Source organism: Paenibacillus sp. J22TS3 (assembly GCF_018403205.1).
Lineage (GTDB): Bacteria > Bacillota > Bacilli > Paenibacillales > Paenibacillaceae > Fontibacillus > Fontibacillus tuaregi.
The window spans coordinates 868,989-890,146 of sequence record NZ_BOSF01000001.1 but is presented as its reverse complement, the minus strand read 5'-3'; the positions used below and the strand labels follow the sequence as shown (position 1 = coordinate 890,146).

The 21,158-nt window shown below is 48.6% G+C and carries 16 protein-coding genes; 15 read left to right on the top strand and 1 reads right to left on the bottom strand.

The features are described 5' to 3' along the window. Positions 1-41: 41 nt before the first annotated feature. The 4 genes from KJS63_RS04215 (at position 42) to holA (ending at position 5,963) form a co-directional block, all read left to right on the top strand. Positions 42-2,666, top strand: a complete 2,625-nt coding sequence (locus tag KJS63_RS04215; protein ID WP_213618037.1) for a ComEC/Rec2 family competence protein — start codon at positions 42-44, stop codon at positions 2,664-2,666. 194 nt (positions 2,667-2,860) lie between these two features. Then, the gene (locus KJS63_RS04210; RefSeq protein WP_068616173.1) at positions 2,861-3,409 is read left to right on the top strand and encodes an RNA polymerase sigma factor; all 549 of its coding nucleotides are present in this window, start codon (positions 2,861-2,863) and stop codon (positions 3,407-3,409) included. Then, positions 3,406-4,623, top strand: a complete 1,218-nt coding sequence (locus KJS63_RS04205; protein WP_213618036.1) for an anti-sigma factor — start codon at positions 3,406-3,408, stop codon at positions 4,621-4,623. The genes KJS63_RS04210 and KJS63_RS04205 overlap by 4 nt, the downstream gene beginning before the upstream one ends. A 320-nt stretch (positions 4,624-4,943) precedes the next feature. After that, positions 4,944-5,963 carry a DNA polymerase III subunit delta gene (holA, locus tag KJS63_RS04200; protein WP_213618035.1) on the top strand — a complete coding sequence of 340 codons (1,020 nt, stop codon included), beginning with the start codon at positions 4,944-4,946 and terminating at the stop codon, positions 5,961-5,963. A gap of 259 nt (positions 5,964-6,222) precedes the next feature. On the opposite strand, the gene rpsT is transcribed toward holA, so the two are convergent. After that, positions 6,223-6,495 (bottom strand): 30S ribosomal protein S20, encoded by a 273-nt coding sequence (gene rpsT, locus KJS63_RS04195; protein WP_068616180.1) that lies wholly within the window; start codon positions 6,493-6,495, stop codon positions 6,223-6,225. Positions 6,496-6,655: 160 nt separating this feature from the next. Between rpsT and gpr the strand changes: the two genes are divergently transcribed. The 11 genes from gpr to dnaJ all read left to right on the top strand — a co-directional run bounded on the left by gpr (position 6,656) and on the right by dnaJ (position 21,114). After that, positions 6,656-7,672, top strand: coding sequence for a GPR endopeptidase (gpr, locus tag KJS63_RS04190; RefSeq protein WP_213618034.1), 1,017 nt, complete (start codon positions 6,656-6,658; stop codon positions 7,670-7,672). Between the two features lie 361 nt (positions 7,673-8,033). Next, complete coding sequence (locus tag KJS63_RS04185; protein WP_213618033.1) at positions 8,034-9,311, top strand: stage II sporulation protein P; 1,278 nt, start codon at positions 8,034-8,036, stop codon at positions 9,309-9,311. Between the two features lie 36 nt (positions 9,312-9,347). Beyond that, positions 9,348-9,836 (top strand): hypothetical protein, encoded by a 489-nt coding sequence (locus KJS63_RS04180; RefSeq protein WP_213618032.1) that lies wholly within the window; start codon positions 9,348-9,350, stop codon positions 9,834-9,836. Positions 9,837-9,958: 122 nt separating this feature from the next. After that, entirely contained in the window at positions 9,959-11,776 is a 1,818-nt protein-coding gene (lepA, locus tag KJS63_RS04175) for a translation elongation factor 4 (RefSeq protein ID WP_068616185.1), read from the top strand. A 395-nt stretch (positions 11,777-12,171) separates the two neighbouring features. Then, on the top strand, positions 12,172-13,392 hold the full coding sequence (gene hemW, locus KJS63_RS04170; protein WP_213618031.1) for a radical SAM family heme chaperone HemW: 1,221 nt from the start codon (positions 12,172-12,174) through the stop codon (positions 13,390-13,392). A 163-nt stretch (positions 13,393-13,555) separates the two neighbouring features. Continuing rightward, complete coding sequence (locus tag KJS63_RS04165; RefSeq protein ID WP_213618030.1) at positions 13,556-14,017, top strand: N-acetyltransferase; 462 nt, start codon at positions 13,556-13,558, stop codon at positions 14,015-14,017. 168 nt (positions 14,018-14,185) lie between these two features. After that, positions 14,186-15,778: a trypsin-like peptidase domain-containing protein gene (locus tag KJS63_RS04160; RefSeq protein ID WP_213618029.1), complete on the top strand. Its 1,593-nt coding sequence runs from the start codon at positions 14,186-14,188 to the stop codon at positions 15,776-15,778. 355 nt (positions 15,779-16,133) lie between these two features. Next, a complete protein-coding gene (gene hrcA, locus KJS63_RS04155) occupies positions 16,134-17,165 on the top strand; it encodes a heat-inducible transcriptional repressor HrcA (RefSeq protein WP_068616194.1) in 1,032 nt (343 codons plus the stop codon). Between the two features lie 50 nt (positions 17,166-17,215). Then, positions 17,216-17,836 (top strand): nucleotide exchange factor GrpE, encoded by a 621-nt coding sequence (grpE, locus tag KJS63_RS04150; RefSeq protein ID WP_213618028.1) that lies wholly within the window; start codon positions 17,216-17,218, stop codon positions 17,834-17,836. A gap of 173 nt (positions 17,837-18,009) precedes the next feature. Continuing rightward, positions 18,010-19,851 carry a molecular chaperone DnaK gene (gene dnaK, locus KJS63_RS04145; protein ID WP_213618027.1) on the top strand — a complete coding sequence of 614 codons (1,842 nt, stop codon included), beginning with the start codon at positions 18,010-18,012 and terminating at the stop codon, positions 19,849-19,851. A 138-nt stretch (positions 19,852-19,989) separates the two neighbouring features. Then, positions 19,990-21,114 (top strand): molecular chaperone DnaJ, encoded by a 1,125-nt coding sequence (gene dnaJ / locus KJS63_RS04140; protein WP_068616199.1) that lies wholly within the window; start codon positions 19,990-19,992, stop codon positions 21,112-21,114. Positions 21,115-21,158: the final 44 nt, after the last annotated feature.

Sequence of the window (21,158 nt, the reverse complement as noted above, 5' to 3'; positions counted from 1 at the left end):
AACCTTGTTTGTCAGATCATAGATTTGGAGAGTGATGACCGGTGAACCGCAGGCCTTTATTCGCAGTATGCTGCTGCTGGATTCTAGGAAGCACAGCGGCAAGTAGTTTTACAGGTTTATCGTTTTGGCTGTTTTGGGCAGGAATTACGATGTGTGTTCCTCTCGTGGGAATGTTGGCATCGCTCCCTTGGAAGAAAAGCTTGATTTTGTGGGTAACTTTTACTTGTGCTGCATTGTACTGGAACTACAATGAAATGAAGAATATAAGTCAAATCTCGGCTAAGATATCCGAATTTCGGGATGTTTCCCAACCTCAAGAGGCAGTGGTTAGCCAGGCCGCAGGAGAGATTGTCTCCCAGCCGGAGCGAGATGGGGACCGGGTGGATTTCAGAATCAGACTAGAAAGCCTGGTTGTAACCCCTGCGGGACGGGAGCCTGTGACGATCCATGCCAAGGCCGAAACAATCCTTGCCCAAGTACGTCTCTTAGATGAGGAAGAACGGGACAAGTCGACAGGTTGGAAGCGCGGGCATAAAGTGCATCTTAGCGGCGGGACGTTGGTTCAACCTTCTGCCTCCAGAAATTTCGGAGGCTTTGATTATCAGGAATACTTGCACAGGGAGCATATTCATTGGCTGTTTAAGATCAAGGGAGCTGCGCATGTGCGGACTGCCCAACCAGGGTCCTTAGGAGCAACCACAATTCTTGGCTGGAACGACCAGTTTAGAAGTCACCTGGGTACAACCATCAGCCAGCTGTTCAGCGACAAGAACGCAGGATTTATGAAGGGGCTGCTGATCGGGGTGACGGATGAACTGGACCCTGAAACCTACGGTGACTTCTCCGAATTAGGTTTGACACATATTTTGGCCATTTCCGGGAGTCACGTGGCACTGAATATCGCTATCTTGTTCTGGCTGCTCCGGCTCCTTAGAGTCAGCAGGGAAAAAGCGCTGCTTACATGTATGCTGTTCATCCCCTTCTATGTTCTGATTACCGGTTTCACCCCATCGGTTATCCGCTCAGGGGTGATGTCGATGTTGGGCTTATTCCTGCTAAGGAAGGGAATGTTCAAGGATTCCCTGAATATTTTGGCTGCAGCCGCACTGCTTATGCTGATCCTAGAACCTTATTATTTGTTTAATGTCAGCTTCCAACTGTCTTTTATCGTAACAGGAGGCTTGATTGTGCTTGTGCCTTATGTGAGCCCGCTCTTAAGCTTTTTACCCGGTAAAATTAGGATGGCTGCATCAATGACTCTTGTTGCACAGGTGGTTTCTTTTCCGCTTACCATTTATTATTTCAATCAGTTCTCCCTGTTGTCGCTCGCAGCCAACTTTATCATTGTGCCTGTAGTGGGTGTCTTATCGCTGGCAGCCGGAACGGCGGCTCTGCTGCTTGGACTTGTGTGGCTTCCCTTGGGACGCTTGATCGCTTATCCTGTAGAGCTGTTGAACAGGCTGACTTTTGCAGCAGCAGGCTGGATGAATGAGCGCAGCGGTTTTATGACAATATGGAAATCACCCTCCCTATGGTGGATTGTTGTCTACTACATACTGGTCATCCTAGTGCTGCATCTAAGCTTAAGAAGCTCTGAGACTGGCCCATTTGCGCGGAATTCCACTTCGCCCGATGAGACGGAACCGTTAACTCCAGAAATGTACGGAAACCGGCAACCTAAAGTGCTGCCCCCGGTTTCGTGGCGCAGCCGCCTCGTGCTTCCTGCGCAGCAGACCGTATGCTGGGCTGCCTTAATTGGGTTGCTCATTTACGGCTACCAGCCAGAAGCCCCAAAGGGAGTAGGAAGCGTTCAGTTTATCGATGTTGGGCAGGGAGATTGTACGTTGATTATTACCCCGGAGGGGCGCAATATTCTCGTGGATGGAGGCGGGACTGTAAGCTTTGGCAAGCCGAAGGAGGCTTGGAAGCTGAAGAGGGAGCCTTATGAGGTCGGGGCAAAGGTAGTGGTTCCGCTCCTTAAGAAAAGAGGAATACATAAGCTGGATGCTGTTGTATTAACGCATGCCGATCAAGACCACATCGGGGGGCTGCAGGCGGTGCTGGACTCCATTCCCGTCGATGCCCTATTGATGAATGGAAGCCTGGCTGAATCGAAAACGATGCATGACTTGGCACAGACCGCCTTATTGAAGCGGATTCCCATCTATAAGACGGCTTCGGGGCAGCGGATCAAACCGGACCGCCGTACGATCCTTACATTTCTTGCACCTGTTAAACCGGTTGACGCGGTAGATGGACAAGTGCCTTATATTAAAGAGCAGAACCACATTTCTATAGCCTTTCTCATGGAGATGGATGGGGTGCGGTTTCTGTTCACAGGGGATATGGATGAGGCTGCCGAACGGGAAGTAACCGAACTGTGGGGACCCCGCATTACAGGCAAGCTGGATGTGCTTAAAGTGGCGCATCACGGCAGCCGCACATCAACCTCTGTTCAGTGGCTTGAATATTGGAAGCCGCAGGCTTCAGTAATCTCGGCAGGAGAATCGAACAGCTATGGGCATCCCCATCCTGAAATTCTAGGCAGGCTGGCTGACATAGGAAGTGCTGTCCACCGGACGGACCGGATGGGTGAGATACAGATGCAGGTGCGCGGAGGAGCCTTAGTGACGCGGCATAAACTTGCCGGGTTGGAGGGGAAATGACCGAAGCAGCCCGCTTTTCTGGTTACAACAGATCGGATGACTCTATGTCTGATTTCTGTTATGATTCTAGGATGAGACTTATGGCATAAGAACCCATATAATTTAACTAGATATTTGAGAAAAAAAGAAATGATGGATTGCAACATATTACTAAAATGTAACGTCTGTATAGTTGCAAGGAAGGGGGATCCTTTGTGGTCGAGCAGGGACTCATCAGAGCCGCTCAATCAGGCGATCGCGACGCTTTAATTACCCTATTGCGAGAAATAGAACAACAGGTATATCGCACAGCCTATTATATATTAAATAATGAGCAGGATGCCCATGATGCCGCCCAGGAAGCGCTGATCCGCGTTTATACGAAAATTAACTCCTATGAAGAAAAAGCACAGTTCAAAACCTGGGTTCAGCGGATCGTGACCAATATCTGTATTGACAAATTCCGCAGGAGTAAGCCTACCGTATCCATTGAAGAGCATGAGATGGTTTTTCAAGGCAAAGAGAATGTGGAGCGGCAGGTGATGTCAACGTATCTGGCACAGGATATCCAGGAAGCGATCAATCAGCTTCCGGATCATCACCGCTCGGTTGTGGTACTGAGATATGTACAGGACTTATCTTACAATGAAATTGCGGATTGCCTGGATCTTCCGCTGAATACGGTCAAATCTTATTTATTCAGAGCAAGACAACAGCTGCAAAACCTACTACAAGATTATCAGAAAGGTGGTGTATCAGGATGAAATGCCCGGAAGCGGTGGAATGGATTCATCGTTACTTAGATGGGGATCTAAGTGAAGAAGAAGTTACCCGGCTTAAAGAGCATCTTCGCAGCTGTGACGATTGTGCCAGAACCTATGATGTATTGAAGCAATTGTCTGACAATCTCTATCAGCTTCCGGAAGTCACCCCTAAATTCAGTATTGTGGACTCCATCCTCCCAAGACTCGACGAGATTGACAGAGCCCGTGATGAAGAAGGAAGCACGCTTGAGGTGTCTGAAACGGAAGTTCCTCTGATGAAGAGCATTCCGAGCCGGAGCAAGAAGGAACGTACCCCGTTTTGGCGTACTCGTACTGCTGTACCGGCAGCCTTGGGAACAGCTGCGGCTGTTATTCTTGGGATCTTTATATACCAGTATCAGCCTGAGACGATACCTAATGCCGAGATTGCTCCAACTTCACAGCAGACTCAGCTGAAGAAGGATACACAGAATTCAAGTTCAGCGGGAGCAGAAGTGTCGACCCAAGTGGACCCGGGAGCGGCTGACTCTGACCCAACACCAAAGGATTCTTCTAAGCAGTCTTCGGAACCATCGACCGATGGTGTGAAGAAGAATGCGGAGGTTCAGGGCGATGCCAAGCAGGGCGGAGCAGATCATGCCGCCACGCGGACAGAGAAAGAGGGAGCAGCTCCTCCGGTTTCGCACAAGAGTGATACAAAGAAAAGCGGCAGCCCGGAGAAGACAACTACGGATGGGGATAAGGAGTTCACTTCACAGGTGACGGAGCAGGACAAATCAGCTGCCTCAGGTTCTTCCGGGAACCGGTCAATGGATCAGAAGAAAGTGGACGGCACTCAGACCAAACAGAGCGGCCAGGACAAATCCGTGGTCAACAAGGATAAGTCTCCAGAGAAAACTCAAGAAAAAATTCCATTGGCGCCAGATAATAACGGTTTTATGGGAATCATGAGCTCCTCGCCTATAAAGCTGTCCCCGGACGGTAAGTATGTTGCCGAAGTGGAACAGGATCATCTGAAGGTATACCTTAACAATACAGACGACCGGACCTTGTTAAGCGATATTACCCTGAACGGAAATTGGGTTAAAGGGGAATGGTCTGAAGACAGCAAAACCTTCAGCTACCAGACTTCATTAGATGATACGGTGAAGGATTATACTTATACCGTTGAGAATAATGAGGATAAGACAAATTCCACCAATTTGTCACAATAGGAACCTTTTCAGAGCCTGATGAATAGGTTATATAATAAGTAACAAGAAACAATAGGCTTCCTGATCGTCTATGACCGCCAGGCAGAAGGTTTCTAGAGCCTTCGTACCTGACGTTTATATAGATGCTCCGGGACAAAGAGACCTCAGTGCCATCCTGGCGCGGGTCTCTTTGTTGTTTATAGCCATGGAAGTGCTGACTTATTTCCTATGTGGATTAATAAGCTAAGGTCGCTGCAGCCTTCGGCCGGATGAAGGATAGACTTTGCCTAAGGATTTACATACAATATAGGGGGTAAAGGCAGGAGGGATTCGGGTTACGTATGGATGTAAAGACAGCTGTTAAAGAAATTAAAAAAGGGGCTGTGTCCCCATTATATTTATGTTACGGTTCGGAGAAATACCAAATTCAGGAGTTCATTCATCTGGTACAGGAGCAAATTGTAGATGCCGAGAACCGTGATTTTGCCGTGGTTCATTATGATCTGTCGGAAACTCCAATCGAGGTTGTGATTGAGGAGGCGGAGACTCTGCCGTTTCTGGTTGAACGCAAGCTCATTCTTGTGCGGGACAGCTCGCTCTTCTCAGCTGCGAAGGATGGCGGCAAGATTGAACACAAAGTGGACCGTCTTCTAGCTTATCTGGATAACCCGGCAGAGCACAGTGTAGTTGTATTTACTGTGAATGGGGACAAGCTCGATGAGCGTAAGAAAACTGTAAAGTCGATGAAGGTTAAAGGGCAGGTGCTCTCCTTCATGCCGCTAAGCGGGAATGAGCTGATTGGATGGGTCATCCGGCAGGCTAAAACGAGAGACTGCATCATGGATGAGTCTGCGGCCCAAGCATTGCTGGATAGTGCCGGGGTTCAGATGGCAGCATTGTCCGCCGAAGTCAACAAGCTTTGTCTCTATGCGGGAAAGGGGGGGGTGATTACAGCTGGGGATGTTCACCAGCTTGTGGCCCGTTCCACCGAGCAGAATGTCTTCGCTATGGTTGAAGATATCGCAAACCTCCGGTTGGAGAAAGCCCTCTCCACCTTTTATGAGCTGCTTAAGCAGCGGGAAGAGCCGATCAAGATCGCGGCACTCATTGCGCGGCAGTTCAGGATTATGCTTCAGGTCAAAGAGCTTGGCGGGCAGAGTTATTCCCAACAGCAAATCGCTTCCCAGCTTGGACTGCATCCCTACGCAGTGAAGGTGGCTGGTGAACAGGCGCGCAAATTTGAAGCGGCGCGGCTGCGTCGTTCCTTGTCCGATTTGGCTGAGCTGGATTACAAGATGAAAAGCGGCCGGATTGATAAGGTGCTTGGACTTGAGATGTTCCTTCTCGGTTTGGGTGCCTAGTCTAAAAAGCAAGCAAAGCGTCAGTCTAAGGAGTTATCCCTCGGCTGGCGCTTTACTAATTTGGTCTGCCGCCTGCTTTTTCAGAAGTGATCGGCAAGCGAAGGCCACCCAACCTCTAGACTTTGGTTTTGAACTTCATTCCCTGAACATAATTCAAGAATTGCATTTAAGAGAGAAAATGAGGTCAACAGACATCAAAAAACGGATGCTTCCGAGGTTAGGAAGCATCCGTTTTTTGCATTTGACATATAATAGCGCCTTACGCTTGCTTTGTAAGAGCGTTCAATTTTTTTGCCAAGCGGGATTTCTTACGAGCAGCTGCATTTTTATGGATCAAACCTTTCGTTACAGCTTTATCCAATTTCTTGGAAGCTGCGGCGAAAGCGGCTTTAGCTGTATCCACTTCGTTGTTAGCCAGTGCGGAATCAGCGGCTTTAACAACCGTACGAAGAGCGGACTTTTGGGAAGCGTTCAGCGCGCGGCGTTTGTCGTTAGTTTTCACACGTTTGATGGCGGATTTAATGTTAGGCATTGCATTCACCTCCTGTAAAGCATCTACGAAAATTCACAACTTAAAATATTTTAGCATGGGGCCCAGTAAAAAGCAATAAATTCATCATAAAACATCTCTCGTATAATCTCAAGGTTTCTCCCGCACAATATAGGAAACGTGGACAAGGAGGTTGTACGAAATGACGTTGGATTTAAGCCAGTATGTGACACGAACGGATTTGGCAGTGGAAGCGAAGGAGATTGCCGAACGGGTACACGGTGCTCCTATCCCCGGATTGAATGAGCAAATTACCGAGGATGATGGTATTAAGGTTACCCGTCTCGACGTGCTGAATGAATCAGCCTCCAGACAGATTGGAAGAGTTCAAGGGCATTATGTCACGATTGAGGTGCCGGCGCTGAGGAATCAGGATACCGGTCTGCAGGAGCGTGTGACAGCCACCTTTGTCCAGGAGTTCACGGGTTTCCTGAACAAGATTGGAATCACGGCAGAGAATAAGGTGCTTATTGTCGGGCTGGGTAACTGGAATGTGACTCCAGATGCTCTGGGGCCACTCGTCGTGGAGAACGCGCTGGTAACCCGCCATTACTTCCAGCTTGCCCCCGATCAGGTCGCTCCCGGTTACCGGGAAGTCAGCGCCATAGCACCAGGAGTGCTGGGGATTACCGGTATTGAATCCAGTGAGATTGTGCAAAGTATTGTGGAGCGGACAAGGCCGGATCTCATTATTGCGATCGATGCCTTAGCTTCCAAATCGCTGGACCGTCTGAATACAACAATCCAGATTGCGGACATAGGCATACATCCGGGATCGGGAATCGGCAATAAAAGACGGGGGTTGACCCAAGAGATTCTCGGCGTCCCTTGTATTGCGATTGGGGTGCCGACGGTTTGTTACGCATCAACGATTGTCAACAATACATTTGACTTGTTGGTCAAACACTTTGATCAGGAGCATGGCGGCACGGGAAGCAGCCAGACCAAGCAAATTATGGGTCTGATTACCGATCTCAGTGAACAGGAAAGGCTCGGCTTGGTAAAAGAAGTGCTTGAACCGCTTGGTCACGATGTTATTGTGACGCCCAAAGAAATTGACGAGTTCATTGAAGATATCGCCAATATCATCGCTAGTGGGCTGAATGCATCACTGCATCAAGCCGTGAATGCGGAAAATGTCGGAGCATATACCCACTAACTTAAGATCAAGTTGAATAAAAAAATGAACTATAGAATTTACCAATCTCAGCGAAGAAGACGAGTGATTCTGAAGAAGCGGAGCGTCCGCCTTTGTCTCCGAAATGTCTCTACTTGGATATCTATTTCAAGGATTTCGGAGACAACAGTGGTCGTAGGAACACTCGGCATCGCAGCGCCCAAAAAGGTAACCTTCATAAGTTCATTTATGTAAGTTCAACTTATACAATCTATGAAGTTCGCATTCTAGCGGACTTCTATTTTTTTGTGAGAATCCAGGTTCTACCTTTTTGCCTCAGTTCATAGATTTGGAGTATAAGAGTCAATTACTCAACCAGCTAAGAGGGAGGATGAAAGGAACCATGAAATCTTTTAGAACCTGGAACATTGGCAGATGGAGACAGAGGTTGATGCAGGTGCTCGCGATGGGCCGCACCTTTATGCTGCTCATGGTGTTGTCGATAGTGTTTTTTATTTTACTGGCAATTGGCGGGTTGACGGAGCGGAGCTTGAATAGTTCCCCGGTGTCTTCCATGAAGGGATTTGCGGCCTCGCTGTCCAGCCGCTTTTTTGAGGAAATAGTGGGTATGGAGGTTCCCCATCTCGGCAGTGGTCAGGGACCCTCGGCCCTGTCTGCCAAGAATATGACGAATTTTGCATTTCAGCTGCTGACTAATGTGAATCCATCCGATCCTAAAAGTCTGCTGGCCCGTGAGGTGCCGGGTCTTGGCGCGAATAACCCCGTACTGTTAAGAAATGGCTCGGGAAATAAAGGGGTGGATGCTCCTGAGGATTATAATCCGAACTCCCACAAGCCGCAGCGGGCTGACGCCACACCGGACAAGGAGCCGGCTGGCCAGGATAACGGGAAGAAAGGGAACTCTACCGATAAAAGTCAAGGCTCTAAACCAGGGAGCAAAAAAGTGGTTATGATCTATCATTCACATCCACAAGAGTCGTACAATCCGCTGCTGGGAGCTTCCGACGACAACCCCAGCTCGGCCAACTTTTCTAAGAATGTCGGGTTAGTTGGCAGTATGGTGTCCAAAGAACTGGAGCGCAAAGGACTTGCCACCCTTCACTCACTAGCGGATTATGCCTCCACCGTGAAGAACTACAACTACAATTATTCCTATAAATACTCCAGGGCGACTGTAAAGGAAGCAATCTCCCAGAACAAGGATCTGACATATTTCATTGATATCCACAGAGATTCCCAGCCATATAAAAAGACCACAGCAACCATTAAGGGCACGACCTACGCGCAGGTGTACTTTATTATAGGCCACGCCAATCCGAATTGGCGCAAGAATGAGGCTTTTGCAAGCCAGATTCACAGTCGGCTGGAGAAAAGCTATCCTGGCGTCTCCCGGGGAATATGGGGCAAGACATCGGCTCAGGGGAATGGCGAATATAATCAATCCTTCTCTTCTAACAGTGTGCTGATTGAGGTTGGGGGAATTGACAATACTAAGGAAGAGCTGGAACGCACGTCCAAGATTCTGGCAGATATGATTGCTGAGGTATATTGGAGCGAGCAGAAAGCCAAGAAAGTGGATACGCCGAAAAAGACAGAACCTAAAGAAGGCAAATCCAAAAATACAGCACAAGCGGGGGATCCGGTTCCTCCGCACGCATAAACATCAGCCCCTGTTGGCGTCTAAGGAGGAAGTATAATGAAACGAACGGTTAGAAAAATGGTTCTGTATGGCCTCATTCTGGCTGCAGGGGCTACGCTTGGCATGCAGCTGTCGGGCACTTCCTTGGGAAACCAAGCGAGTCCAGTAAGGCCGAATACGATTGCTGGAACCGGAGCTACAGCCTCAGGACAGACCTCAGGCGGGCAGCTGCCCGCCCAGACGGGAGGGTGGCTGCTTCAGCCCGTTGCAGGTGGGCAAGGCCTGGCCCTGGTACCTGCGGCACAGGATGGACAAGCTCCGCTTCAGCAGGCTACGCAGCAGGCCGTCTCTCAGCAGTCAACCCAGCAGGCGGTGCAGAGCCAGGCGGCAACGGGTGCGCTGCAGACACCAGGCACCATGCTGCTTCCGGAAGCCCAGCAGACACCTATTGACCGGTTTGCTGACCGGACAGGCCAGCTGCTTCAGCAGGCTTCCCAGAGCGGGATTAAGTGGGTCGTGTCTTTGTTCGGTTCATTAACGAATTAGCCATATTCCCGCCGAGTACGGAGAGAACCCGCATTTGTGCCTCACGAAACGTGCGTTTCTTTAGTTCTTTCCGTATGATATAATAAATTGATTATACTTAGGTTCTTTGGTGGGGGTAAGGAATGACAGATATTAGGGCAAGACAGGAGAAGATTCGAAATTTCAGCATTATTGCACATATAGACCACGGTAAATCCACATTGGCCGACCGTATTCTGGAATATACGGGCGCTTTGACTTCCCGTGAGATGCAGGATCAGGTTCTGGACCAGATGGAGCTGGAACGCGAGCGCGGGATTACCATCAAGCTGCAGGCTGTACGGCTTACGTACCGTGCGGATGATGGGGAAGAATACCTGCTTAATTTGATTGATACACCAGGACACGTCGATTTTACGTATGAGGTGTCCCGAAGCCTGGCCGCCTGTGAAGGGGCGCTTCTGGTCGTTGATGCGGCGCAGGGGATTGAAGCCCAAACGCTGGCCAACGTTTATTTGGCACTTGACAACAATCTGGAAATCCTGCCGGTAATCAACAAGATCGACCTGCCAAGTGCAGACCCGGACCGGGTGAAGCAGGAGATTGAAGACGTTATCGGCCTCGATGCAAGCGAGGCGGTCCACGCTTCCGCCAAGGCCGGGATCGGAATTAAGGAAATTTTAGAGCAGGTAGTCAGCAAGGTGCCTGCCCCGTCGGGAGATCCGGACCAGCCACTTAAGGCGCTGATCTTTGACTCCCATTATGATCCGTACAAAGGGGTTATTGTGTACGTCCGTGTCATTGACGGCAAGATCAAGGCCGGTTCCAAGATTAAGATGATGGCGACCGACAAGACCTTTGAGGTCATTGAGGTTGGCGCGTTTATGCCGCGCATGACGATTGTGGACGAGCTCAACGTTGGTGATGTCGGATTTATCGTTGCGGGCATCAAGACGGTTGGCGATACCCGTGTCGGGGATACCGTGACTGATGCGAAGAATCCTACGCTGGAACCGCTGCCAGGTTACCGCAAAATCAACCCGATGGTTTACTGCGGTCTGTATCCGATCGAAACGTCTGATTATAATGACCTGCGTGAGGCGCTGGAGAAGCTTCAGCTTAACGATGCTTCGCTCAGCTTTGAACCAGAGACTTCAAGTGCACTCGGCTTCGGGTTCCGCTGCGGCTTCCTCGGATTGCTTCATATGGATGTTATTCAGGAGCGGATTGAGCGTGAGTTCAACATCCCGCTGATTACAACCGCGCCGAGCGTTATTTACAAAGTTACCCTGACAAACGGCGAAGTCGTAGATATCGATAACCCATCCAACTATCCTGAGGTGGGTAAGATCGATCACGTCGAGGAGCCATATGTTAAAGCTGCGATTATTGTTCCTAATGACTATGTAGGCACGATCATGGAGCTCTGCCAGAGCAAGCGCGGGGAATTTGTAAACATGGAGTATTTGGATACGACCCGTGTAACCATTACGTACATCATTCCGCTGTCGGAGATCGTCTATGATTTCTTCGATCAGTTGAAATCCAGCACCAAAGGTTACGCCTCATTCGACTATGAATTGTCTGGCTACCGCACTTCCAACCTGGTGAAGATGGAGATTCTCCTCAATGGGGAACAGGTGGATGCTTTATCCTTCATTGTTCACCGGGACCGGGCATTCCATCGTGGACGCCTGATCTGTCAAAAGCTTCAGAAGCTCATCCCGCGCCAAATGTTCGAGGTGCCGATTCAGGCTTCCATTGGAACCAAGGTTATCGCACGTGAGACCGTTAAGGCAATGCGTAAGAACGTGCTTGCCAAGTGTTATGGCGGTGACATCTCACGTAAACGGAAGCTCCTGGAGAAGCAGAAGGAAGGGAAGAAGCGCATGAAGCAGGTCGGCAGTGTAGAGGTGCCGCAGGAAGCGTTCATGGCCGTTCTTAAGATCGACGAGGAGTAGGCGGGATTACGGGGAAAAGGAAAGCTGGCGTAGCATTGATGGAGACAAGGCCCAGTTCATTTAATAAATAAGAAGGAGATAGGAATATGTCTTTCAAGAGTTTACGTCCGCCTTTGGGAGCCCTTTGCTACTGCTTAGTCTAATCAAAGCAAAGGGCGGACAAGAAGCGGCTGGAAAGACATATCCAATCCCTACTGTAACTTATTAAATCGCAAACGACTTGTCAGAGCACTGAAGGAAAGCCGCGAGGCTTTCCTTTTTCCGTAGATTAAGAGAGTATTGAGGGTCAAGACAAGATATTAGGTAATAAGGGTTGCGAGTATAGCCCTTATCCAGAAATGGTAGATAGCAGCTAAGTTTTAATTCTGAAGCTTTGAAGGCAGGAGGGCAGCAATATGCTAAATACAAATCAATTCAAGGCAGATCGGGCAGATGAACCCCGCATTTTGAAGGACACTGCACCGAAAGCCGTTTATATACACATTCCGTTTTGTACAAATAAATGTTTCTACTGTGATTTCAACTCTTATGTACTCAAGGATCAGCCGGTCATGGATTATTTGAGGGCTTTGGATCGTGAGATGGAACTTACTGTTCAGGCGACTCCACCGGATGTGATTGATACGATCTTTGTGGGAGGTGGAACACCCACAGTTCTGAAGCCTGATGAAATGCAGTATTTCTTAAGCTCAGTCCGCAAGCATTTCCCGAAATGGGCGGATAATATGGAATTTACGATGGAAGCCAATCCGGGCACAACGGATTTGGAGAAGCTTGCCGTGATGAAAGACGGTGGGGTAAACCGGGTCAGCTTCGGAGTCCAGGCGTTTCAGAATGAGCTGCTTGGCGGCATTGGCCGGATTCATAATACGGATGATGTGTACCGGAGCTTGGAGAATGCGCAAAAAGCCGGAATCACGAATATGTCAATTGATCTGATGTTTGGGCTTCCGAACCAGACCGTAGAAATGCTGGATCAGAGCATCACGAAAGCTCTGGCGCTTGGTCTTCCACATTACTCCATATACAGTCTTAAGGTGGAGGAGAATACGCTTTTCCATACAATGTATCAGAAGAATCAGCTTCCGCTTCCTGATGAAGAGGATGAGCTTCAAATGTACCTACTGCTGATGTCCCGTATGAAAGAAGCGGGGTATAAGCAGTATGAGATCAGTAATTTTGCCAAGCCTGGGTTCGAGAGCAGGCACAATATGACCTACTGGCGCAATGAAGATTATTATGGACTTGGGGCTGGAGCCCACGGATATGTGGGAGGACAGCGTCATATCAATATTAAGGGTGTCAATCCTTACAACGAAGCTGCAGCCGACGGCCTTCCGCGCATGGAGCAGTTTGAGGTAACCCTTGCGGAAGCAATGGAAGACTTTGTTATGGTTGGACTCCGGGTCCTGGATGGAATCCAGAGCCGCCGGTTTTTGGAACAGTTCGGTATATCTATAGAAGAGAAATTCCGTGCGCCTCTGAATAAGATGCTAAAGGCCGGACTGTTGGAGAAGACGGAAGAATTTGAAGGTTACAAGTTAAGTGAGAAGGGTGTTTTGTTTGGCAATGAGGTATTTGCGGAATTTATCGGCAGCCTGACAAGCCAAGAATAGGTGGTTAAGATACTTGATTTCATTTAATAGAGGATTGAATTTGAAGAGTTCCATATGCCTGAGTTCTGCATATCCTGCATAAATATAGATAATTATGTATTGAAATCTTATACGCCTTGCTGTATATTTATTCATATTATGAATCAGCTCAGGGGGCAGTACAATGACAGTGGTATGCAGACAGGCGGTACTATCGGATGTGGATCCGCTTTTTGAAATGATTGAGGAATATGCACGCCAGGGAATTATGCTGCCGCGTTCCCGTAAGGTGCTGGAGCGTCAAATCGGGGATTTTGTTGTAGCAGAAGTTGATGGAGTTGTGGTTGGGTGCGGCTCTTTATGTCTTCTTGGCCAAGATTTGGTTGAGGTGCGCTCCTTGGGGATTTCCGAAGGTTATAAGGGGATGGGCATCGGCTCCAAAATTATTGAGGAACTGATCAAGCAAGCAAGAGAACGCCAAATCCCCAAAATCATGGCCTTGACTTACGAAGTTTCATTTTTCAAGAAAAACGGGTTTACTGTAGTGGATAAAGAGATTTTTCCCGAAAAGGTCTGGACAGATTGCGTAAGCTGCCCCAAGCAGAACGCCTGTGATGAAATAGCTGTGCTTAAGATGTTAAGCTGACTTTGAATAGATACAGAACACTGCTCAATCGGCATTTGCTGATGGCAGTGTTTTTTGTTGTGAGCGGATGCTCCTATATTCTATAAAAAAATATATTCCTCTAATGGTACATTTATCCTATAATGGTGAAATGCGAGCATGCATAATAAGGCAGAATGGGGAAAAGAGATGAAGAAAGTCATATTGTTAGTGTTATTGCTGTCGATGGTTTTACCGGCTGCTGTATTTGGAGCAAGCCAAGAGATTTCTGTTTCGATTGACGGGGTTAAGCTGCAATTCTCCAGCAAGCCGATACAGGAGAACGGAACAACTCTGGTTCCTCTAAGGACTATTTTTGAGGGATTAGGCGCAAGTGTGAAATGGGATGCCAAGACCCAGACGGTGAAGGCTTCCAAGAATGGGGTTAATATCGCGATTACTATGGGGCAGAAGTTTGCAATCAAGGATGGGAATAAAATACAGTTAACTACAAAACCCCGTACCATCTTGGGGGTAACTTATGTTCCTCTTCGCTTTATTGGTGAATCATTTGGCAGCACTATTGAGGTTCATGGGAAGGAGATTAATATAGTTTCGCCTGTTCCCCCATCTTTTGAATATGGTGCAAAGGACAATTCAGCACAGACGACAACTCCACCGGCCCAAGCACCGAATCCATCAACGGTTCCGTCAACTTCAACTACATCGGTCCAGGAGATAGGGAAGCTGTCCAACCGGGTAGTGTACATTGAAACGTACGATGCTTCAAATAAGGTGTTGGCCTCGGGGAGCGGGGTTGTAATCAGTTCGGACGGCAAGATTATCACGAATTATCACGTTATTGACGAAGCCGCATCCGTCAAAGTTGAATTCAATGACCAACGCTCTTTTACAACCTCAATTATTTTAAGCAAGGATGAGAGCCGCGACTTGGCATTATTAAAAATTCCTGCAACTAATCTTGCGGCAGTAACTATGGGTGACTCTACGACGCTCCAATTGGGAGAGGAGGTTGTAGCCATTGGTTCTCCTCTAGGGTTCAAGAATTCACTGACCAGCGGAGTAATCAGCCAGACTTCAAGAAATGTACAAGGTCAGAATTACATACAGATCTCTACTCCAATTGACCATGGAAGCAGTGGCGGCGCCCTGTTTAATATGAAGGGGGAACTGGTGGGAATTACATCGGCATTGATTGAAAGCTCAGCCAGCATTAATCTGGCGATTCCATCAAGCGATGTTAAGGCCTTTTTGGCTAAACCTCAAGTTGAGCAAAAACTGAGCCCCTCTGTTCAGCAGAAGCCTTCGACCGGTTCAACCGGGAAGGCGATGGACTCTAAAGCCCTGGAGGATTACTTAAACAAGAATTATGGATCGCTTTCCTTCAAGGGAGTAGATTTGGATTTCGATTGGGATGTGATGACCTCATCTGACGGGAAGAGATTTCTCATTGGAGGCACGATGTCGGATGGCATGCAATGGGCGGATTGGGCCGACAAGCAAGAGGAGAACGGGATGGCTTTCCCAAGTTTGATTTTATACATGTCTGATGAACTAAAAGACAAACTCCATTTGACGGATACTTTCTTTTCATTGTATCTAAATGTTCATTTGAGTAAGTACCCTAGCAGTTTTCCAGCCGAGTCGATCTCCAGAGAAGGAAGCGGATATCGCTTGGATTATAATTTCATCTATGGTTCGGTGGACTACAAATCAGGCTACTTATTCTATAACTTGGACCCTACGGATGAGGATAGCATTCAATCAGTGGAAATAGATTAACAGGGAATAGAACATCCTGCTAATTTAACTATTAATCATAACACAGCTCTATCTGCACTTAGGTGTAGATGGAGCTGTGTTTTATGTTTATGGTATAAGTTGGTTGGAGTATTTTGGGAGCATTAATGATGATTTGATTTTCTCATAGACAATTGTGTTAAATAACATTTCGTATGAGAGCCTTACGAGTAAATCAATAGTTCAACTTTTATAGGCCTTGAATCATGCCGTGCTGACTTGACAATAGCCATATGGTTTTGGTATTTTTGTATTAACGATTAGCACTCGATAGAAGTGAGTGCTAACGAACCGTGGTTGGATTACATGTACGATGAAGTCCGCTAGGAGGGATATCATGTTAACGGAACGGCAAAGAATGATTTTGACGGCTATTGTAGATGACTATATCCGTTCGGCTGAGCCTGTTGGCTCTCGGAGTATTTCCAAGCGTGGCGATGTTGGCTATAGTCCGGCTACCATTCGTAATGAGATGTCCGATTTGGAAGAACTCGGTTTCCTGGAACAGCCCCACACCTCTGCGGGGCGAATACCTTCACATAAAGGCTACAGATACTATGTTGATCACCTGGTACCACCAGAAGCAATTGCTTCAGAGGAACTGATGCAGCTTAAGAACTTCTACGCTGAGAAGCTGAACGTGGTTGAACAGGTTATCCAGCATGCCGGCACCATTCTGTCTCATATGACGAATTACACTTCCATCCTCCTGGGACCGGAGGTTTTTCATACTTCGCTGCGCCATTTTCAGCTGTTATCCTTGAATGAAGATACGGCTGTGGCCATTGTGGTAACGAATACCGGCCAGGTGGAGAATAAGACGGTATCCATTCCGGCGGGTGTGTCCGTGTCCGAGATGGAGAAGGTCGTGAATCTGCTTAACCGCAAGCTGACCGGGGTGCCTATCTATAAGCTGAAGTCCGCTCTGTACACAGAGCTGGGCCAGGAGCTGCAGCGGCATGTCTCCCACTTTGAGGAGATTATGACTGTGCTTGATCAGGCTCTAGACAGTGGAAAGGATGGTCAAAGGGTCTTCTTAAGCGGTACGACCAATATGCTTACCCAGCCGGAATTCCGGGATGTGGACAAAGTAAAAGGGATTCTGGATCTGCTCGAAGAGACTCCTACGCTGCTCAAGCTGCTTGTTCCCGCATCATCCGGAACAGGAATCCAGGTCCGCATTGGGACAGAGAACGATCATGCCGCCTTCGCGAACTGCAGTCTGATTACAGCGACTTATGCTGTTGAGGGGGAGGCGCTGGGAACTATCGGGATCTTAGGCCCGACCCGGATGGAATATGCCAGAGTTATTGCATTACTGAATATTTTATCCAGAGACATGACCAAATTTTTATCCAAACCAAACTAATGTATGAATGAATTAATCGATTAACCGCATTTTAAGGAGGTGAATACATCTTGAAGGAACAACAACCTATTCAAGAGGAAACGAATACAGAGAAAAAGGAAGATACTATGAATCCTTCTAATGATGTGAATCAGAACGAGCAAACAGAGGAAGTGCAAGGAGCAGAGGAAATCAGGTCCGGGGACTCCGCCGAAGCTGTGGAAGAAGTGGTATCTGCTGACTCTGAGGAGCTTGAACGTCTTCGTGCCGAGGTGCAGGAGCACCAGCAGCGTTTTCTGCGTTCCCAGGCTGATTTTGACAACTTCAGAAGACGCACACTGAAGGAGAAGGAAGAGCTGGCTAAATATGCGTCCGCCAAATTAATCACCGAGCTTCTTCCAGTCGTGGATAACATGGACCGGGCCCTTACGGCAGCCCAGGAAAGCGCGGAAGCGGAATCCTTCACCAAAGGCGTGGATATGATTTTCCGTCAGCTTGAGGGTGTTCTATCGGCCGAAGGCCTTACACCGATGAATGCGGTTGGCCAGCCTTTTAACCCTGAATATCATCAGGCTATCATGCAAGTGGAGTCGGATGAATACGAGGAAGGCATAGTAGTAGAAGAAGTACAAAAGGGCTATCTGCTTAAAGATAAAGTGCTGCGTCCGGCAATGGTTAAGGTAAGCGGCTAACACATAGAGATTACGACAACCCGAACATATAAAAGTTGGACTAAAGAAAGATCAGGGAGTAAGCAAGGGTGAAATGATTCTGTAGAAGCGCAGCGTTCGCCTTTGTGAACGGATTTCTATCCGCACAATCATTTGTTCAACTTATATAGCATACTAAGGAGGAAATTAAACTTATGAGTAAAGTTATTGGTATTGACCTTGGAACCACCAACTCTTGCGTAGCGGTTATGGAAGGCGGCGAAGCCGTTGTTATTCCTAACCCGGAAGGCGCGCGTACAACCCCTTCGGTTGTGGGCTTTAAGAAAGACGGAGAGCGTGTTGTAGGGGAGACGGCAAAACGTCAAGCGATCACTAACCCTGACCGTACGATTATCTCCATCAAGAGACATATGGGTACGAACCATAAAGAATCAATTGACGGCAAGGATTACACGCCTCAAGAGATTTCAGCAATTATTTTGCAAAAATTGAAATCCGATGCTGAAGCTTACCTTGGACAACCGGTAACCCAAGCGGTTATCACAGTTCCTGCTTACTTCAACGATAGCCAGCGTCAAGCTACCAAGGATGCCGGTAAAATCGCTGGTCTTGAAGTCCTGCGTATCGTCAACGAGCCTACGGCTGCCGCTCTGGCTTACGGTCTTGAGAAGGCTGAAGACCAGACCATCCTGGTATATGACCTTGGGGGCGGTACATTTGACGTATCGATCCTTGAACTGGGCGACGGTTTCTTTGAAGTAAAAGCAACAAGCGGTGACAATCACCTCGGTGGTGATGATTTCGACCAAGTGATTATTGATTACCTGGTAGCCGAATTCAAGAAAGACCAAGGTATTGATCTGAGCAAGGATAAAGCGGCTGTACAGCGTCTGAAAGATGCAGCCGAGAAAGCCAAGAAAGAACTTTCCGGCGTACTGACAACTACAATTTCCCTTCCATTCATCACCGTGGCTGACGGAGTGCCTCAGCACTTGGAAGTGAACCTCACCCGTGCGAAGTTTGAAGAATTGTCTGCGGATTTGGTAGAAAGAACACTTGGACCAACCCGCCGTGCGCTTAGTGATGCGGGAATGACTCCAGCAGACATCGACAAGATCGTACTTGTCGGCGGTTCCACCCGTATTCCTGCGGTACAGGAAGCGATCAAGAAATTGACAGGCAAAGAGCCTCACAAAGGCGTTAACCCGGATGAGGTCGTTGCACTTGGTGCTGCGGTTCAAGCCGGGGTATTGACCGGTGACGTTAAAGACGTGGTCCTGCTTGACGTAACTCCGCTGTCCCTGGGTATTGAAACTGCAGGCGGCGTATTTACTAAAATGATCGAGCGCAACACCACCATTCCAACAAGCAAATCCCAAGTATTCTCGACCTACGCTGACAATCAGCCGAGTGTTGAAATCCACGTGCTTCAAGGTGAACGGGAAATGGCTGCAGGCAACAAAACGCTTGGACGCTTTATGCTTGGGGATATTCCTCCAGCACCACGCGGCGTGCCGCAAATCGAAGTTACCTTTGATATCGATGCGAACGGGATCGTGAACGTATCCGCAACCGACAAAGGAACTGGCAAGAGCCAGAAGATTACGATTACTTCCTCCAGCGGTCTGAGCGATGCTGAAGTTGAACAAATGATGAAGGACGCCGAACTTCATGCGGAAGAAGACAAGAAGCGTAAAGAGCTTGTGGAAGCGAAGAACGCGGGCGACCAACTCGTATATACTGTGGAGAAGACTATCAAGGATCTTGGTGAGAAAGCCGAAGCAGGCGAAGTTGAGAAGGCGAATGCTGCCAAAGATGAGCTGAAAAAAGCGCTTGAAGGCGAGAACCTTGAAGAAATTAAAGCAGCTACCGAGAAATTGACGGAGATTGTTCAACAGCTTTCTGTTAAACTGTATGAGCAGGCTGCACAAGCTCAGCAGGCTGAAGGAGCGCAAGGCGCAGCTGCAGGCGGAGCGGCAAAAGACAATGTCGTTGATGCTGACTATGAAGTGGTTGACGAGGACAAGAAGAACTAATAGACCACAAATATAGTACTATAACCGGTAAAGGTTAACAGGGAAGGTCAAAGCGCTTAGGCATCCCGCGCTTTGGCTTTCCTTTTGCCTAGCCGGGCAGTTTTTGACTGTGAATGATGGATATGGGGGGTGGAACAATTGGCTGAGAAACGAGATTACTATGAGGTCCTGGGCCTCGGTAAAGGGGCTTCCGAAGACGAGATTAAGAAGGCTTACCGAAAGCTGGCGCGTCAGTATCACCCAGACGTGAACAAAGAGCCAGACGCAGAGGCCAAGTTTAAAGAAGTCAAGGAAGCTTACGACGTTCTTAGTGATTCACAGCAGCGTGCCAGGTATGACCAGTACGGTCATATTGATCCGAATCAGGGCATGGGCGGCGGCTTCTCGGGGGCTGACTTCGGCGGCGGCCTGGGTGACATCTTTGATATGTTCTTCGGTGGAGGCGGCGGTAGGCGTGACCCGAATGCGCCGCAGCGCGGGAATGACTTGCAGTATACGATGACGGTGGAATTTAAGGAAGCCGTGTTCGGAAAAGAGACGGATATCACTATTCCGCGTACAGAGTCCTGTGATACGTGTTTTGGTTCAGGTGCCAAGCCTGGAACGAAGCCGGAGACCTGCTCGGTCTGTCATGGTTCCGGGCAGCAGGAAGTGGTACAGAATACGCCGTTTGGCCGTATGGTTAACCGTCGTCCGTGCAGCAATTGCGGCGGTGCCGGCAAGATTATTAAGGAGAAGTGCCCAACCTGTCATGGCAACGGCCAAGTGAAGAAGCAGCGAAAAATTCATGTGCGTATTCCAGCTGGTGTGGACGATGGGGCACAACTGCGTATGTCCGGTGAAGGGGAAGGCGGACTTCGCGGTGGCCCGGCAGGAGATCTTTATATTGTGATTCGGGTGAAACCGCACGATTTCTTCGACCGTGAGGGCGATGACATCTATTGCGAAATTCCGCTCACGTTCGCCCAAGCCGCGCTTGGAGACGAAGTTGAGATTCCGACCCTGACAGAGAAGGTTAAACTCAAAATTCCTGCCGGAACGCAGACGGGAACTTACTTCCGTCTGAAGGGCAAAGGCGTTCCACGGCTTCGTGGCATGGGTCAGGGCGATCAGCATGTCAAGGTGGTTGTCGTCACGCCAAGTAAGCTGAATGAGGAACAGAAGGATCTGCTGCGTCAATTCGCAGCTCTGGATGGCGAGCACACCCATGAGAATGAGCAGTCCTTCTTTGACCGGATGAAACGGGCTTTCCGTGGGGATTAATAACGATTAGGATCAGCACAATAAAGAAGCAGCTCCACAGACAA

Excerpts from the sequence above, each read along its gene's own strand:
- KJS63_RS04205 (WP_213618036.1), top strand. The coding sequence starts at position 3,406 with ATGAAATGCCCGGAAGCGGTGGAATGGATTCATCGTTACTTAGATGGG.
- holA (WP_213618035.1), top strand. The coding sequence starts at position 4,944 with ATGGATGTAAAGACAGCTGTTAAAGAAATTAAAAAAGGGGCTGTGTCC.
- rpsT (WP_068616180.1), bottom strand. The coding sequence starts at position 6,495 with ATGCCTAACATTAAATCCGCCATCAAACGTGTGAAAACTAACGACAAA.
- gpr (WP_213618034.1), top strand. The coding sequence starts at position 6,656 with ATGACGTTGGATTTAAGCCAGTATGTGACACGAACGGATTTGGCAGTG.
- KJS63_RS04185 (WP_213618033.1), top strand. The coding sequence starts at position 8,034 with ATGAAATCTTTTAGAACCTGGAACATTGGCAGATGGAGACAGAGGTTG.
- KJS63_RS04180 (WP_213618032.1), top strand. The coding sequence starts at position 9,348 with ATGAAACGAACGGTTAGAAAAATGGTTCTGTATGGCCTCATTCTGGCT.
- lepA (WP_068616185.1), top strand. The coding sequence starts at position 9,959 with ATGACAGATATTAGGGCAAGACAGGAGAAGATTCGAAATTTCAGCATT.
- hemW (WP_213618031.1), top strand. The coding sequence starts at position 12,172 with ATGCTAAATACAAATCAATTCAAGGCAGATCGGGCAGATGAACCCCGC.
- KJS63_RS04165 (WP_213618030.1), top strand. The coding sequence starts at position 13,556 with ATGACAGTGGTATGCAGACAGGCGGTACTATCGGATGTGGATCCGCTT.
- KJS63_RS04160 (WP_213618029.1), top strand. The coding sequence starts at position 14,186 with ATGAAGAAAGTCATATTGTTAGTGTTATTGCTGTCGATGGTTTTACCG.
- hrcA (WP_068616194.1), top strand. The coding sequence starts at position 16,134 with ATGTTAACGGAACGGCAAAGAATGATTTTGACGGCTATTGTAGATGAC.
- dnaK (WP_213618027.1), top strand. The coding sequence starts at position 18,010 with ATGAGTAAAGTTATTGGTATTGACCTTGGAACCACCAACTCTTGCGTA.